Genomic DNA, 14696 nt, shown 5'->3' with positions numbered 1-14696 from the left:
ACGCACCGGACCGGGGTTGGTTGTCTGCCCGGCGTCACCGCCGGCGCCCCGTGGCCCGGCCAAGCCTAATCCCCACGTGCCGGCCGGACGTATTGATCGTCGTCTCGTTGACAGTCCGCGTCGGCGGGCGGCTGACGACTTCGCCGGGCGAGCCAAAGACACTTTGGTCCAGGCGGCGACAGGCGTATCGCCCGTGACCGTCACCTTAGGTGCCTGCATCCGAGGTAGAGATCGCGCTTTGAGGGAACCTGTAGACGCTCCAGGCCCCACACATTGCCGCAGACCCCACAGCGCTCCGCGTCACCGGCCACCTAGGGTGACGGCGGGGTGATGGCCCGGCGAGTCGTCCGGGATACCGACGCCGCGATCGTGCACCCGAAGGCGGGGACTGCGGGCGGTCAGTGGCGGCATTGAGATCAGGGCCCGCTCAACCCGTGGTCTGTCCGCATTGGGCGGCGGCGCTGTAGGGTTGCGCTCCGCAGTGACCGGGCCGGCTGGGGGTGCCTTCTCGTGGAAGACGTGTCGATCCGCTTCCTCGACGGCGAGCCGGACGCGGGCATCTTGCGCCGGCTCTACGACACGGTGATCGCGCCGAGCTTCAGCCCCGCCGAGCGTGAACCGCTGGAGAGGCTGCGGCGGGTGCTGGCCGCGGACGAGCTGCACGGGGCGATCGCTGTGACGCCGGACGGGGAGCCGGTGGGCGCGCTCTTCCTGGAGTGGTTCGGCGACATCCGGGCGGCGCTGCTCTGCTATTTCGCCGTCCGGCCCGACCTGCGCGGCAGCGGCATCGGCCGCCGGCTCGTCGCCGTCGCGGGGCCGCACTGGCGGGCGACACTCCGGCCCCATGTCGTCTTCGCCGAGGCCGAGGACCCGCTTCGCCCGGGAGACGACCCGCTCGAGCCGGGAGACGACCCACTGGAGCCTGGAGACGACCCACTGGAGCGTGGAGACGACCGCGCCGGGAATGAGGACGCCGCCGCTGACTACGGCGATGACGACGCGCGGTTGCGGCTCTACGCCGGGTTCGGCGGGCGCCGCGTCCCAGTTCCTTACCTCTTGCCTGAGCTCTCGCCGGGCGCGGGACGCCTGAGCGGCCTGCTCCTGCTGGTGATCGAGTCCGACGACGTGGTGAGTCCCACGACGGACCGGATTCGGAGCACGATCGTCACGGACTTCCTGGTGCGCTACTTCGCCCGGCTGGAAGGCCACGAGGTTGGCGAGGTCCACGCGGGCGGCAAGGGCGACGACGGCCGGCTGCGGCAGCTGCTGGCGGAGTGCCGCCGAGCCGACTTCCTCCCGCTGGTGCCCCTCTCCGAGGGGTAACCCCGCGCCGTCACGCGGTCGCCGTGGGGCCTGGAGCGTCCGCAGCTTTCCGCGAAGCGCCGCCTTTATCCCGGATGCCGGCACACCGAGTAACGAATTCGGGGCTCACACCTGCAGGAGCCAGGGCTGCGGGCGGACCCCGGGATCTTGGCCGTCCAGACCGAGCCGCACGCCGGGACCACCGGTGAGGCGGGCGCCGCGACGATCACCCCCGCCGACAAGCCCGCACCACGTGGCTGGAAACGCCCACCAGTTAGGCCCACCTAACTGCCGACCGGCGAAAACATCGAGTCTTGCCGATGACGCCAGCCGCCGCTATGTTAATGGAAAATCACAGTCCGGCGTACGGTGAAATCTGCACGTTACACCTGGACAGGAAGCAGGTAAGCGAATGCAAAATCTCAGCAGAAGAAGCGTTCTGACCCTCGGTGCCGCACTGGGCATCGCCGGCGCCGCGGCCCCCTCCGCTGCATGGGGCTGGTCGTCCGCCGGCTCGATCGCCGGAACTGACACGGTCACCGACCCCTGGGGTGTCTGGGACGACGACACCGATCCGCTGCTCGCCTCGCTGCTGGAGAACGGTCAGATCCCGGCCGTGAACACCGCGTTCGCGTCGTGGCGGCGCAACGGTGACGCGCTGCCGGCCGGCGTGCCCGCCGATCTCACCGCGTGGCTGCAGCGGCACAACAAGCTGCCGGCCTGGGCCGACCAGACCAAGCTGGCCCGCGCGGCCCAGTTCAACAAGCGGATGAGCATGTACCTGTTCCTCCTCTACGGACTGGGCAGCGGGATCATGAGCACGGTGATCCCGCGCGAGGCGCGCAACGTCTACTGGTCCGAGGGCGGCGGCGACATGAAGGCGCGCGCGGCCAAGACCTTCACCTATGGGTACGACCTGAGCGCGCTCGACGCGTTCCAGCCCTCCGGCGGTTTCGTCGTCACGTCCAACAAGACGCGGCTGACCCACGCGGCGGTGCGGCACCTGCTGCCCCAGTCGTCGCACTGGCGGGCGGTCACCGACGACCAGGACTTCATCCCGATCAGCAACGGCGACATCCTGGTCACCTTCCACAGCCTCGGCACCTATGTGTACGGCAAGCTCAAGCAGTGGGGCATCCGGATGTCGGCCGCGGAGGAGGAGGCGTACCTGCACCAGTGGCAGGTCGCGCTGCACCTGCTCGGTGTCCGGGACGACTTCATCCCGGCGAGCTGGGCCGCGGCCAAGCAGCAGTCGGCGTACGCGCTGACCCCGATCATGGCGTCCACACCGGAGGGCGTGGACCTGGCCGACATCCTGCTCAACCTGGTCTCCGAGATCGACCTCGGCGTCACCCGCGGCTTCCAGCGCGAGTTCGCCCGGTACGTTCTGAGCGACAAGATCGGCGACTGGCTGAAGCTGCCGCGGGACTACGCCTCGCGTACCCTCATCGAGGTCGGCTGGCCCACCTACGTCGCGTTCCGCGAGGGCCTGTCGCCGATCCTGCCGACCACCTTCTCGCTCTTCGACCGGTTCGTCCGCGGGCTGGCGATGCTGTTCCTCAACAACGGGACGTCGGCGACGTACACACCGATCACCATTCCGACCGGGAACCGCCCGGGAGCCTAGGTCACACCGTCAGGGCGCCGGTCACCAGCGCGGTGACCGCGTCCCGGTTGCCGGGCGTGTCCTGCCAGCGCAGGGCACGCCCGGCCTCCACCACCACACCGAACCCGGCGTGCGCGAGCAGCCGGGCCTGACGCGGATCCAGCTCCGGGCGGGCCGAACGGAGCTGCTGCTCCCAGACCGCGATGTGCTCGCGCTGGGCGACCAGCAGGGGCCGCCGCAGGTCGGCCGGCAGGCCGCGGACCTCGGCTTCGGCGACGCTGTTGAGCGCGTTGTGCTCGAAGCTGTAGGCGACGTACGCGGCGGTCAGCGCGACGACCGTCTGCCGCGGGTCGGCCGCCTGATCGAGACTCCGGTCCACCGCCTGGGCCAGCAGGCCCGCCGCTTGCAGGCACGCGGCCACCAGGATGTCGACCTTGCCGGGGTAGTGCCGGTAGATCGCGGACGGGGCCAGCCCGACCGCCTGGGCGATCTGCCCGTTCGTCACGTTCGCGAAGCCGTCGCGGGCGAACAGCGGAATGGCCGCGGCCAGGATCTCGGCACGCCGGGTCCGCGGCACCGGCTGCGCCGGCAGCTCGACCAGCCCGGCGCTGCCCACCGCGGCGGACGGATCGGTGGCGACCACCCGCATCGCGGACTCCAGCAGCAGGTCCTCGAGCCGTCGCTGGGCGATCGTCGTGTGGTGCATCGTCACGGACCCGATCGCCCCGAGCGCCGCCACCGCGCGCAGGCGCTCGCCGGGCATCGGGCGCTCCCGCCGGACCACCTCGGTCACCCGGTCCACGACCTGGGCGAACTTGGTGCGCAGCAGCCGGCGGTCGTCGCGGTCGAGGTAACGGGCCTCCCAGCGGTACAGGCCGCCGGACGCGCGGTGGGAGACCGTGACCCGGACGAGCGCGGCGAGCACCTCGGTCAGCGACGTCTCGGGCGGCACCTCGTCGAGCGCCGCGACGAGCCGGTCCACCATCACGTTCGCGCACTCGGCGAACAGCGCGTACTTGTTCGGGAAGTGCCGGTACAGCGCGGCGGCGCTGATCCCCACGCCGGCGGCGATCTCCTCCATCGAGGCGGCGTGGTAGCCGCGCTCGCTGAACACCTGACCGGCTGCTTCGACGATGAGCTGCTTACGGTTGTGCGGGCGAGTCGCCGCGGCCGGCCCGGCGGTCACCGGTTCACTCGGGCAGACGGGGGCGGGCACATGACCATAGCTGCTAGTCAATCACAGCGATCCGGGCCGGGATCAGCGCGACCGCGCCGGAACGGGCTGCTCGGCCGAGCGGCCGACATGCCGGCCCGGCGCCTGGCGGAACCGGCGTTCGCGCAGGTGTCCGGCCCGCAGAAGCGGCCCGTCGACGATCACCGAACCGTGCGGCCGTTCACCTACCCGGGGTTCCGATCCGCAGGTCCGCCTCGATGGCCGCGGCGGCCTCGAGCAGCGGCGGCAGCAGCCGCTCCCGGATCTCGTCCACGGTGGCCCGCGCGGCGTGGATGGACACGTTGACCGCGCCGGCCGCCACCCCGTTGCGGTCCCGGATCGGCGCGGCGAGCGAGCGCAGGCCCTCTTCCAGCTCCTGGTCGACGAGGGCGTGCCCCTGGGCGCGGACCCGCGCGATCTCGGCGCGGAGCGCGCCGGGCGAGGCGATGGTGCGGTCGGTCAGTGGTTCCAGCTTCGCCCTTGCCAGGTACGCGTCCAGCTCGGTCTCCGAGAGTGCGGCGAGCAGCACCCGGCCCATCGACGTCGCGTACGCCGGGAAGCGGGTCCCGACATTGATCGCGACCCGCATGATCCTGCTGGTTGGGACACGAGCCACGTAAACCACGTCGTCCCCGTCCAGCACTGACAATGACGACGACTCGTGCACCCGGGCCACCAGGCGCTCCAGGTGCGGCTCGGCGACCTCCGGCAGGGAGAGGCTGGAGAGGAACGAGTACCCCAGATCGAGAACCCGCGGTGCCAGCGAGAACAGCCGGCCGTCGGTCCGCACGTACCCCAGATCGGTGAGCGTGAGCAGGAAGCGGCGGGCTGCCGCACGGGTCAGTCCGCAGGCCCGGGCCACGTCACTGAGGGTCAGTTCGCGATGTTGTGCGTCGAATGCACGGATCACCGCGAGACCGCGCTCCAGCGACTGCACGTAGTACGGTTCCCGCGGCATCAGATGATCGAAACCAATCGTTGACGTGACACGGAGCACATCATAGCGTTCTTCATGAGAACTCATGTTCGTCATGCGCACAGATTTCTAAGGAGTAAATATGCGGCGGCGACTCCTCGCGGGGATGGTGGCGGTGGCCCTCGCCGGCACCCTGACGGCGTGCGGCACCTCCAGTGACTCCGATTCCGCCGGCGGCGACAGCGGCAGCGTCGACAAGGTCAAGGTCGGTGTCATCCCGATCATCGACGTGGCGCCCATCTACCTGGGCCAGAAGCAGGGCTTCTTCAGCAAGCGGAACATCGAGCTGACCATGGAGGCCGGCCAGGGCGGCGCGGCCATCGTCCCCGGCGTGGTGAGCGGCCAGTTCCAGTTCGGCTTCAGCAACTGGACCTCGCTGATGATCGCCCAGACCAAGAACGTGCCGATCAAGGCCGTCGCCGCGGGCGTCGCCTCCACCGGCGTGCAGGCCAAGGACTTCGGCGCCGTGGTGGTCAAGGGCGACAGTGCGATCAAGACGGCCGCCGACCTGGCCGGCAAGAAGGTCTCGGTGAACACGCTCAAGAACATCGGTGACACCGTCACCCGCGAGTCGGTCCGCAAGGCCGGTGGCGACCCGGCGAAGATCGAGTTCGTCGAGATGCCGTTCCCGAACATGCCGGCCGCGCTCGACGGCGGCCAGGTCGACGCCGCGTGGGTGGTCGAGCCGACGCTCACCGCGATCAAGGCCGCCGGTGGCCGCGAGGTGGCGTCGACGTTCGTGGACGCCGCGCCGAACCTGTCGGTGGCCGCGTACTTCGCCTCCACGGAGCTGATCGGCAAGGACCCGGACCTGGTCAAGCGGTTCACCGAGGCGATCAACGAGTCGCTGGCGTACGCCGACGCCAACCCGGACGCGGTCCGCACCATCCTCGCCGACTACACCAAGATCGACGAGAAGAACCGCGCCGCCCTGGTCCTGCCGAAGTGGCCCGCCGAGATCAACACGGCGTCGGTCGAGACCCTCGCCAAGCTCGGCGAGCAGGACGGCATCTTCTCCGGCACCCCGGACCTGGAGAAGCTGCTCCCGTGACCTCGGCTCGTCGCAGCAGCCCGGCCTGGCTGGGCCACCCCGCATTCCTGGGTGTGGCCGGCCTGGCCGGGTTGCTCCTTATCGTGCAACTGCTGCCGACGCTCGGGGTGGTGGACGAGCGGTACCTGCCGCCGACCAGCGCGATCTTCTCGGCGCTCGCCGCCGAGGCCGGGACCTCGCAGTTCTGGATCTCGCTGAAGGACACGCTGGTGGCCTGGGGCTGGGGTCTGCTGATCGCGGTCAGCGCCGGCGTGCTCGCCGGTTTCGGGATCGGGTCGGTGCCGCTGCTGCGAGACCTGACCGCGTCCACGGTGGAGTTCCTGCGGCCGATCCCGTCGGTCGCGCTGATCCCCCTCGCGGTGCTTCTCTACGGTACGGAGATCGGCTCCTCGCTGCTGCTGATCTGCTACGCGGCCTTCTGGCAGGTGCTCGTCCAGGTGCTCTACGGCGTGGCCGACATGGACCCGGTCGCCTACGAGACCGCCCGCAGCTACCGGTTCTCGGCGGCCGCCCGGGTCCGGCACGTGCTCTGGCCGACCGCCCTGCCGTACGTCTTCACCGGCGTCCGGCTCGCCGCGTCGGTGGCGCTGATCCTGGCGATCACCGCCGAACTGGTGATCGGGTCGCCGGGACTGGGCAAGGACATCGCCGTGGCCCAGGCCTCCGAGGCCGTGCCGACCATGTACGCGCTGATCGTCGTCACCGGCATCCTCGGCGTGCTGATCAACCTGCTGGCTCGTACCGGCGAGCGCCGCCTGCTCGCCTGGCACCAGTCGATACGCGGGGAGGTCCTGGCGTGAAGAAGGTGCTCTACGCCCTGGCCCTGCCGCTGCTGCTGTTCGCCGGGTGGTGGGTGCTCAGCGCGGACAGCGAGAGCTTCTACGCTCCCCCGCTCGCCGACATCCTGACCGCTTTCGCCAACACCTGGACCCTGGAGGCGCTGAAGGCCGACGTCCTGCCGAGCCTGCTGCGGCTCCTCGCCGGATATCTGCTCGCGGCGGTCCTCGGCATCGGCCTGGGTCTCGCGATCGGCCTCAACCGCCGCCTCCGGTACGCCGCCGAGCCGCTGCTGGAGTTCTTCCGGGCCATCCCGCCGCCGGTCCTGGTGCCGGTGATCATGCTGTTCGCCGGCATCGGCGACACCATGAAGGTCATCGTGATCGTCTTCGGCTGCGTCTGGCCGATCCTGCTGAACACGGTGGAGGGCGTCCGCGCGGTGGACGGTGTGGTGCTGGAGACCGCACGGTCGTACGGGGTGACCGGGCCGGCCCGGATCACCAAGGTGATCCTGCCGTCGGCGGGACCGCAGATCGCGGCGGGGCTGCGCCAGGCGCTCTCCATCGCGATCATCCTGATGGTGATCAGCGAGATGTTCGCGGCCAGCAACGGTCTCGGCTTCACCATCGTGCAGTTCCAGCGCAGCTTCGCGATCCCCGAGATGTGGAGCGGGATCATCCTGCTCGGCCTGCTCGGCTTCGCGCTGTCGTTGATGTTCCGGCTCGCCGAGAAGCGGGCGCTGCGGTGGTACGAGGGGCTGCGCGAGGCGCAGCGCCGGGCCGGCTAGGAGGGCCACGATGCTTGAGGTAAAAGGCCTGAAGAAGGTCTACCGCTCCGGGAGCCGGGAGGTGGAGGCTCTCCGCGATCTCACGTTCACCGTGGACAACGGCGACCTGGTCTGCCTGGTCGGGCCGTCCGGCTGCGGCAAGACGACACTGCTGCGCTGCATCTCCGGCCTGCTCGACCCGACGTCCGGGGACGTCAAGGTCAACGGCAAGGCGGTCGCCGGCCCGCCGCCGGGCATGGCGGTCGTCTTCCAGGAGTACGGGCGCAGCCTGTTCCCCTGGATGAGCGTGCGGGACAACGTCGAACTGCCGCTGAAGCAGAAGAAGGTCGCCAGGTCCCGCCGCAGGGAGCTGGTCGAGGAGGCGCTCGACGCGGTCGGGCTCACCGGCACCGAGTCGGCGTACCCGTGGCAGCTCTCCGGCGGCATGCAGCAGCGCGTCGCCATCGCGCGGGCGGTCGCCTACGAGCCGGAGACGCTGCTGATGGACGAGCCGTTCGCGGCCGTCGACGCGCAGACCCGGGCCGACCTGGAGGACCTGGTCCGCAAGCTATGGCAGCGGCTCAAGGTGACGGTCCTGTTCGTCACGCACGACATCGACGAGGCGGTCTACCTGGGCCGGCGGGTGGTGATGCTGTCGTCGTCGCCCACTGTCGTGCAGGACGAGCTGACGATCGACCTGCCGGCCGAGCGGGATCAGCTGCACACCCGGGCCGACCCGCGGTTCGTCGAACTGCGCACCCATGTGTACGAGCAGATCCAGCTGGCCAAGAAGGCGGCGGTTCGGTAACCCGTACCCACGCGTGAGAGACGGCCCGGGCAGGATCTCCTGCCCGGGCCGTCGCATGGTTCTGATCTTTAACGGACGCCGATCTCGGCGCGAACGTCCGCCGGAAGACCCGCCGGAGCCGAACGCTTCGAGAACGTCGACGCCGACGCGCCCGCGGGAACCGGCTGCGGAACCGGGTCACACTGGGCGTCGGACCGGTTGCCGCGGACCCGGTCCGGCAGCTCGCCGGTGGCCAGGTAATCCGCGATGATGTTGTCGGTGCACGCGATCCCGTTCAGCGAACCGGAGTGCGTGGTCCCGCCGACACCCTCGACCAGGACCGACTTCGGGAAGAGCTTGCGAACCGCGAGAGCGCCCGAGTACGGCGTGGCCGCGTCGTTCGTCTCGGCGATCAGCAGGATCTCCGGAGCCTTCTTGCCCTTGATCTCGACCGGCTTGCCGGGCTTCGCGCCCCAGGTGATGCAGGGGGCGTTGTACCAGGCGTTGTTCCACGCCATGAACGGGTGCTTGGCGTGGATCTTCCAGTTGTCCCGCTGCCACTTGGACCAGTTGGTCGGCCACTTGACGTCGGTGCACTGGACCGCCAGGTACATCGCGTAGCCGTTGTCGGAGCCCGCGGCGCCCGGCTCCGGGAACTGCTCGAGCAGCAGCGACGGGTCCTTGTCGTTGACCCAGGCGGCGAACGCCTCGGTCGTCGACTCCCAGCCGAAGACGTAATAACCGGCCGAGACGAAGATGTCGTTCCACTCGTCCGGGCCGATCTTGCCGGCGGCCGGCTTCTTGATCAGCGAGTAGAGCGTCGAGTAGTACTTCTGCTTCACGGCCTTGGCGGTCCTGCCGAGGTGGTAGATCGAGTCGTACTTGGCGACCCACGCGAAGTAGACGTCCATGTTCTTGTCGAACTGGATGTCCTGGTCGAGGTTCGCCTCGTACCAGACCCGCTCGGGGTTCACCACGCCGTCCCAGACGAACTTGCGCACCTTGTCCGGGTGGAGCGTGGCGTAGACCTGGCCGAGGTACGTGCCGTACGAGAAGCCGTAGTAGTTGATCTGCTTCTGGCCGAGGGCCTTCCGCAGGCTCTCCATGTCGGCGACGGTGTCGGTGGTCTTGACATGGTCGAGCAGCGCGCCGCCCGCGGAGTCACAGGCCTTCGCATAGCCCTTGGCCTTGGCCAGCCAGGTCTTCTCCAGCGACTTGGTCACCGGCACGTAGAACGGCCGGTTGTAGCCGGCGTAGTTCACGTCGCAGGTCAGCGACGGAACGCTGGAGCCGACGCCGCGCGGGTCGAAGCCGATCCAGTCGAAGTAGCTGCCGGCGTTGTCCGGCACGTACTCACCGAGGACCGACAGGGTGAGCCCGGAACCACCGGGGCCGCCCGGGTTGGTGAGCATGACGCCCTGGTACTGCGCTGCGCTGGACTTGTGCTTGATCCGGGACACCGCGATCTTGATCTTGGTGCCCTTGGGCTTCGCGTAGTCCAGCGGAACGACCAGGAAACCGCACTCCGCGCCCCGGGCGTTCAGCCCGGCGCTGGCGCACTTCCCCCAGTCGATCGGGGGTGGGGTGTAACCCGGCTCCGCGCCATGGGCAGAGGCCGTGGCCGGGATCGCGCCGGCTCCGATCAGGAGACCGACGGATGCGGCGATGGTGGCCGCAAGGATTCTTCGCATCCCATGCCTTCCGTATGTCGAGCCGCAGTGGTCGCCGCGACTCAGGGGCGATCACCGCACTCTAAACATCCAGCCATGGAGATGCGCTGCTCAAGCAACATCGATTTTACGATTGCGATTCGGAAACGGTGATAGGTATCTATTGGTATGAAGGGTTGACCTGCACGCTCTGCGATCCTCATCGACATGCTTCAGTTCCCCGTTGCCGGCCTGCTGATCGCCGGTCTGCTCTCCGCCCCGGCTGCCGTTGCTCAGGCGGCGCCGGACATCTCGCTCGCCAACGTGAAGACCCACCTCACGCAGCTGCAGAGCATCGCCACCGCCAACGGTGGCAACCGCGCACACGGCCGGCCCGGCTATCTCGCCTCGGTCACCTACGTGAAGAACCTGCTCGACGCGGCCGGCTTCACCACCACCCGGCAGTCGTTCACCTACAACGGCGCCACCGGCTACAACCTGATCGCCGACTGGCCCGGCGGCAACACGTCCAACACGCTGATGATCGGCGGGCACCTGGACAGCGTCACGGCGGGACCCGGCATCAACGACAACGGGTCCGGGTCGGCCGGCATCCTCGAAGTCGCGCTCCAGGTGGCCCGGACCGGCTTCCAGCCCGACCGGCACCTGCGCTTCGCCTGGTGGGGCGCGGAGGAGCTGGGGCTGCGGGGGTCCACCGCCTATGTCAACTCGCTGTCGTCGGCGCAGCGGTCGGCCATCACGGGCTACCTGAACTTCGACATGATCGGGTCACCCAACCCCGGATATTTCCTGTACGACGGGGACAACTCGGATGGCACCGGGGCGGGTCCGGGGCCGGCCGGGTCGGCGCAGATCGAGGCGACACTCGCCGCGTACTTCTCCTCGATCGGTGTGCCCACCCGGGGCACCGACTTCGACGGGCGCAGTGACTACGGGCCGTTCATCTCCGCCGGGATCCCGGCCGGGGGCATCTTCACCGGCGCCGAGGGGACGAAGACGTCGGCGCAGGTGGCGCTCTGGGGCGGGACGGCCTCGCGGTTCGACCCCTGCTATCACGCGTCCTGCGACACGATCTCCAACATCAACGACACGGCCCTCGATCGGAACTCGGACGCCATCGCGTACGCGGTGTGGACCCTGGCCGGCTCCGGGTCGCCCGGTGGCGCCACGGTCTGGTCCGACGACCTGGAGACGGCCACCTCGTGGACGCGCGGGACGGCCGACACCGCCACCTCCGGGCTTTTGGAACGCGGGAACCCGGCCGCCACCAGCAGCTCCGGCGTCGCCACGCAGCTCGATGCGGTTAACAGCGGTAGTTATGCCCTTGTCACCGGCGCTACGGCAGGATCGAGCGCGGGAGCCAACGACCTGGACGGAGGTGTCACCTCGCTGCTCTCGCCGCCGGTCACCCTGCCGTCGTCGGGGACGCTCACGCTGTCGCTGTCGTGGTACCTCGCTCACCTGAACAACGCGACCAGCGCCGACTACCTGCGGGTGCGCGTGGTGTCGGGTTCGACGACCACGACGGTGCTGAGCCAGTCGGCCACGGCCAGCAACAAGGCGGCGGCCTGGGCGACGACGTCGGCGAACCTTTCCGGGTACGCGGGACAGACCATCCGCTTGCAGGTGGAGGCGGCTGACGCGGGTACGGCTTCGCTGGTCGAGGCCGCCGTCGACAGCCTGAAGATCACCCAGTCCTGACCGTCGGGCTCCCGCCGCTCGCCGGCGGGAGCCACCGGCCCGCGCTCGGTTGAGCCGTCGGGCCGCGCCTCGTCGGGCAGCCGGCCCGCGCTCCTTCGGGCCGGCTGCCCGCGCTCCTTCGGGCCGGGCTGCCCGCGCTCCCTCGGGCCGGGCTGCCCGCGCTCCCTCGGGACGGGCTGGCCGCGCTCCCTCGGGCCGGCTGCCCGCGCTTCGGCGGGCCGGCGGCGGGCGGTAATCCTCAGAGGTTCGTGCCTGGGGCCGATCGGGAATCACAGCCGGGTCGGAAAGGACGCACCGCCATGAGCAGTCCCGCGCAGCCGTCGGGGGCGCCCGCCGGCTGGTACCCCGACCCGCACGGCCTACCGGCTCTGCGCTGGTGGGACGGCCGGGAGTGGACCGCGCACATCCAGCCCGGCGCTGACGTCGTGCCGCCGGGGACGCACACTTCCGGGCCGGCCGGCGACCCGTGGCCCGGCGCCCACACCACGGTTCCAGCGAGAGCGTTCATTCCGGCGGGTGGTCACACCATGCAGCCCGTCGACGCGGTGTCCGCACAACTCGGCTACACGACGCCTGTCACACCGCACGGGCCGCCCCTACCCGATTCGCCCGATTCACCGGTCTGGCCGGGTTTGCCGCTGGATGATGCTGATCCGCGTGCGGGCTCGGCGAAGAACCGGGCTGTCATCGTCGGGGCTGTCAGTCTGCTGATCAACCCACTGCTGCTCTGCTCGATCCTCGCGATCGTCCTCGGCGTCCGAGGGCTCACCGACTCCCGCCGAACCGGCACCCTCGCCATCGTTCTCGGCGCCACTGGAGTGCTGACCCACATCGCCTTCGTCGTGCTCCTGAACCACCTTCTCTGACCGTCTTGTCGGGCGGTTCGGTTCGTAGCCGCAAGCCGGAGCGGGGTCACGGGCACACGATCCCGGGTGCGGGACACGAAGGAAGCACACCGAAGCTCACGCCGACGTCGATGAGGGCTCACCGAAGCCGTGTGTGTGACAGCGTCTCCGCCCCGGCAGGGACGCGGGCACACGGTCACGTTGTGTGTGACCTCATCGCGCCCTCCATCGCCGATGGTGGACGGTTCAAGCGTCGATCAGCGTGCCGGCTGACGCGTTTCCGGGCGTCCCGGCGGGCGGCGGGCGGCGGGCGGGCGGCGGGATTGAAAGTGACTGATCACGGACATGGGGATGCGGTGAGGGCTCGTAGGTCACTAACGTGGCGGCCACCGTCCCGACTGGGATGTGCCGGTTTTCGGCGAAAGGCACCCCGTGTCCTACAGTCACGCGGCACCGGCGCGCCGTGCGCGCCGCGATCGGGCCATCGCCCTGGGCGTCGGGCTGCTCCTGGCGCTGCTCCTGCTCTTCATCGTGCTCGCCACCTGCGACAACAACGGTGACAACACGGGGCAACCGGTGCCGGGGGCCAGTTCGTCGGAGCCGAGCGCCTATCCGGATACCAGTGTCAGCGTGGACCCGGGCGGCGGCGGGCCCGGCAACGGCAGCCCCGATCCGGGAGGCGTCGATCCCTACCCGAGCGGAAGCGCCCCGAGCAACGGCGACGGCGGGAACAACGGGGGCGGGAACAACGGTGGCGGGAACAACGGGGGTGGCAACAACGGGGGCGACAACGGGGGGAACGGCACCGGAGGCGACAACGGCGGCAGCGGCAACGGCGACGACGAGGACGCCACCACCGCGCCGACGCCCAAGGGCGGGGTCGACGCCGGTGGCGGCAGTGGCGCCGACGATCGGCGCGTTCCGTTCCTGGTGATGGGCTTGTTCCTGTTGATCGCCGCGTCCGGCACGGCCGCCTACGCGGTGGGCCGCCGCCCGCGCGCCTGAGCCGCCGGCGGGCACGGACCGGCATGCCGCAGATTCGGGATCGGCGGGCGGCGGGGCTTGCCGTGTTGCTCGCCGTGCTGGGGACGGCCAGTACCGCGATGGGTCTGCGCACCGAGGCGACGACCCCGACACCTGTCGCGGCCGAGCCCGCGCATCACCAGCCTTCGCCGAGCACCACCCCCGCCCGCAATCCCTCCGCGCAGAACAGCGCTAAAGCCAACACAACGGGGGCAGCCGGCACAACGACGGCAGCCGGCACAACGACGGCCGGCACCACCACCCCGGACGACGACTCCGTGCCCGCTCCCCCGGCCGCCACTGCGAGGGCCAAGACCGCACCCGGGAGCCTCCCTCGCTCCGAGCCGGTGCAGCTGAAGATCCCGCGGGTCGAGCTGGACACCGCGGTCAGCAGCCTCGGCCTGCGCCGGGACGGCACGCTCGAGGTTCCGCCGCTCACGGCCGGCGCGCCGGCCGGCTGGTACCGCCACTCCCCCACGCCGGGTGAGCCGGGCGCGGCGGTCATCATCGGTCACGTGGACAGCGCCCGCGAGGGCCCTGCGGTCTTCTTCCGGCTGCGGGAGGTCCGCCTGGGCGACCCCATCACGGTACGGCGGAAGAACGGCACCGTGGCGACCTTCGAGGTCTACCGGGTCGCCACCTACCCCAAGCGTGCCTTTCCGACGGACGAAGTCTACGGGGCCACCGATCGCCCCGAGCTCCGCCTGATCACGTGCGGCGGCAGCTTCGACCGGAGCCGGGGCAGTTATCGGGACAACGTGGTGGTCTACGCCTCCCGGCGAGGCTGAGGGCCGGTGCTCCGCCCGTACCCAAGCAAGGTCTTGATTTTGCGCGCCGGGAACGGTTGCGGAACCGGTTTCGGGGGCTCCAGGTTCCGGAACCCGGGTGTCTCGTCCCCATGCACCCCGGTATGGGGGATCGATGCCCTTGACATCGAGGTTCGAGGGTTGCTTCTGTGACCGGGATCATTGCGATCTTG

The 14696-nt window shown here is 69.9% G+C and carries 13 protein-coding genes; 10 read left to right on the top strand and 3 right to left on the bottom strand.

Translation table 11 applies throughout. From position 1 onward, the window contains the following. Nucleotides 1–510: 510 nt before the first annotated feature. Both AB0F72_RS36815 and AB0F72_RS36810 read left to right on the top strand, forming a co-directional pair. A complete protein-coding gene (locus tag AB0F72_RS36815) occupies nt 511–1323 on the top strand; it encodes a GNAT family N-acetyltransferase (protein ID WP_360441901.1) in 813 nt (270 codons plus the stop codon). 391 nt (nt 1324–1714) lie between these two features. Next, on the top strand, nt 1715–2929 hold the full coding sequence (locus AB0F72_RS36810; protein WP_360441898.1) for an oxygenase MpaB family protein: 1215 nt from the start codon (nt 1715–1717) through the stop codon (nt 2927–2929). A 1-nt stretch (nt 2930) separates the two neighbouring features. Here the strand turns inward: AB0F72_RS36810 and AB0F72_RS36805 are convergent, their stop codons facing one another. Together AB0F72_RS36805 and AB0F72_RS36800 are read right to left on the bottom strand one after the other, a co-directional pair. Next, nucleotides 2931–4094, bottom strand: coding sequence for a TetR/AcrR family transcriptional regulator (locus AB0F72_RS36805; protein WP_360441895.1), 1164 nt, complete (start codon nt 4092–4094; stop codon nt 2931–2933). Between the two features lie 208 nt (nt 4095–4302). Further along, nucleotides 4303–5079, bottom strand: a complete 777-nt coding sequence (locus AB0F72_RS36800) for an IclR family transcriptional regulator C-terminal domain-containing protein (RefSeq protein WP_360441892.1) — start codon at nt 5077–5079, stop codon at nt 4303–4305. A 100-nt stretch (nt 5080–5179) separates the two neighbouring features. Between AB0F72_RS36800 and AB0F72_RS36795 the strand changes: the two genes are divergently transcribed. The 4 genes from AB0F72_RS36795 to AB0F72_RS36780 are packed head-to-tail and all read left to right on the top strand — an operon-like array spanning nt 5180 to nt 8499. After that, the gene (locus AB0F72_RS36795; RefSeq protein ID WP_360441889.1) at nt 5180–6148 is read left to right on the top strand and encodes an ABC transporter substrate-binding protein; all 969 of its coding nucleotides are present in this window, start codon (nt 5180–5182) and stop codon (nt 6146–6148) included. Beyond that, a complete protein-coding gene (locus AB0F72_RS36790; RefSeq protein WP_360441886.1) occupies nt 6145–6948 on the top strand; it encodes an ABC transporter permease in 804 nt (267 codons plus the stop codon). The genes AB0F72_RS36795 and AB0F72_RS36790 overlap by 4 nt, the downstream gene beginning before the upstream one ends. Beyond that, nucleotides 6945–7712, top strand: coding sequence for an ABC transporter permease (locus AB0F72_RS36785; protein WP_360441883.1), 768 nt, complete (start codon nt 6945–6947; stop codon nt 7710–7712). Before AB0F72_RS36790 ends, AB0F72_RS36785 begins: the two co-directional genes overlap by 4 nt. Before the next feature lie 10 nt (nt 7713–7722). Further along, entirely contained in the window at nt 7723–8499 is a 777-nt protein-coding gene (locus AB0F72_RS36780) for an ABC transporter ATP-binding protein (protein ID WP_360441880.1), read from the top strand. 68 nt (nt 8500–8567) lie between these two features. On the opposite strand, the gene AB0F72_RS36775 is transcribed toward AB0F72_RS36780, so the two are convergent. Then, entirely contained in the window at nt 8568–10169 is a 1602-nt protein-coding gene (locus tag AB0F72_RS36775) for an alpha/beta hydrolase (protein ID WP_360441877.1), read from the bottom strand. A 186-nt stretch (nt 10170–10355) separates the two neighbouring features. On the opposite strand from AB0F72_RS36775, the gene AB0F72_RS36770 reads away from it, so the two are divergent. The 4 genes from AB0F72_RS36770 to AB0F72_RS36755 all read left to right on the top strand — a co-directional run bounded on the left by AB0F72_RS36770 (nt 10356) and on the right by AB0F72_RS36755 (nt 14505). Next, the gene (locus tag AB0F72_RS36770) at nt 10356–11849 is read left to right on the top strand and encodes a M20/M25/M40 family metallo-hydrolase (RefSeq protein ID WP_360441874.1); all 1494 of its coding nucleotides are present in this window, start codon (nt 10356–10358) and stop codon (nt 11847–11849) included. A 299-nt stretch (nt 11850–12148) separates the two neighbouring features. Further along, the gene (locus tag AB0F72_RS36765; RefSeq protein WP_360441871.1) at nt 12149–12715 is read left to right on the top strand and encodes a DUF2510 domain-containing protein; all 567 of its coding nucleotides are present in this window, start codon (nt 12149–12151) and stop codon (nt 12713–12715) included. 411 nt (nt 12716–13126) lie between these two features. Beyond that, the gene (locus tag AB0F72_RS36760; protein ID WP_360441868.1) at nt 13127–13699 is read left to right on the top strand and encodes a hypothetical protein; all 573 of its coding nucleotides are present in this window, start codon (nt 13127–13129) and stop codon (nt 13697–13699) included. 23 nt (nt 13700–13722) lie between these two features. Next, nucleotides 13723–14505: a class F sortase gene (locus tag AB0F72_RS36755; RefSeq protein WP_360441865.1), complete on the top strand. Its 783-nt coding sequence runs from the start codon at nt 13723–13725 to the stop codon at nt 14503–14505. Nucleotides 14506–14696: the final 191 nt, after the last annotated feature.

It is taken from the genome of Actinoplanes sp. NPDC023936 (assembly GCF_040639325.1).
Classification (GTDB): domain Bacteria; phylum Actinomycetota; class Actinomycetes; order Mycobacteriales; family Micromonosporaceae; genus Actinoplanes.
Note: the sequence above shows the minus strand (reverse complement) of the source record. Positions and strands in the feature narration are given on the sequence as shown.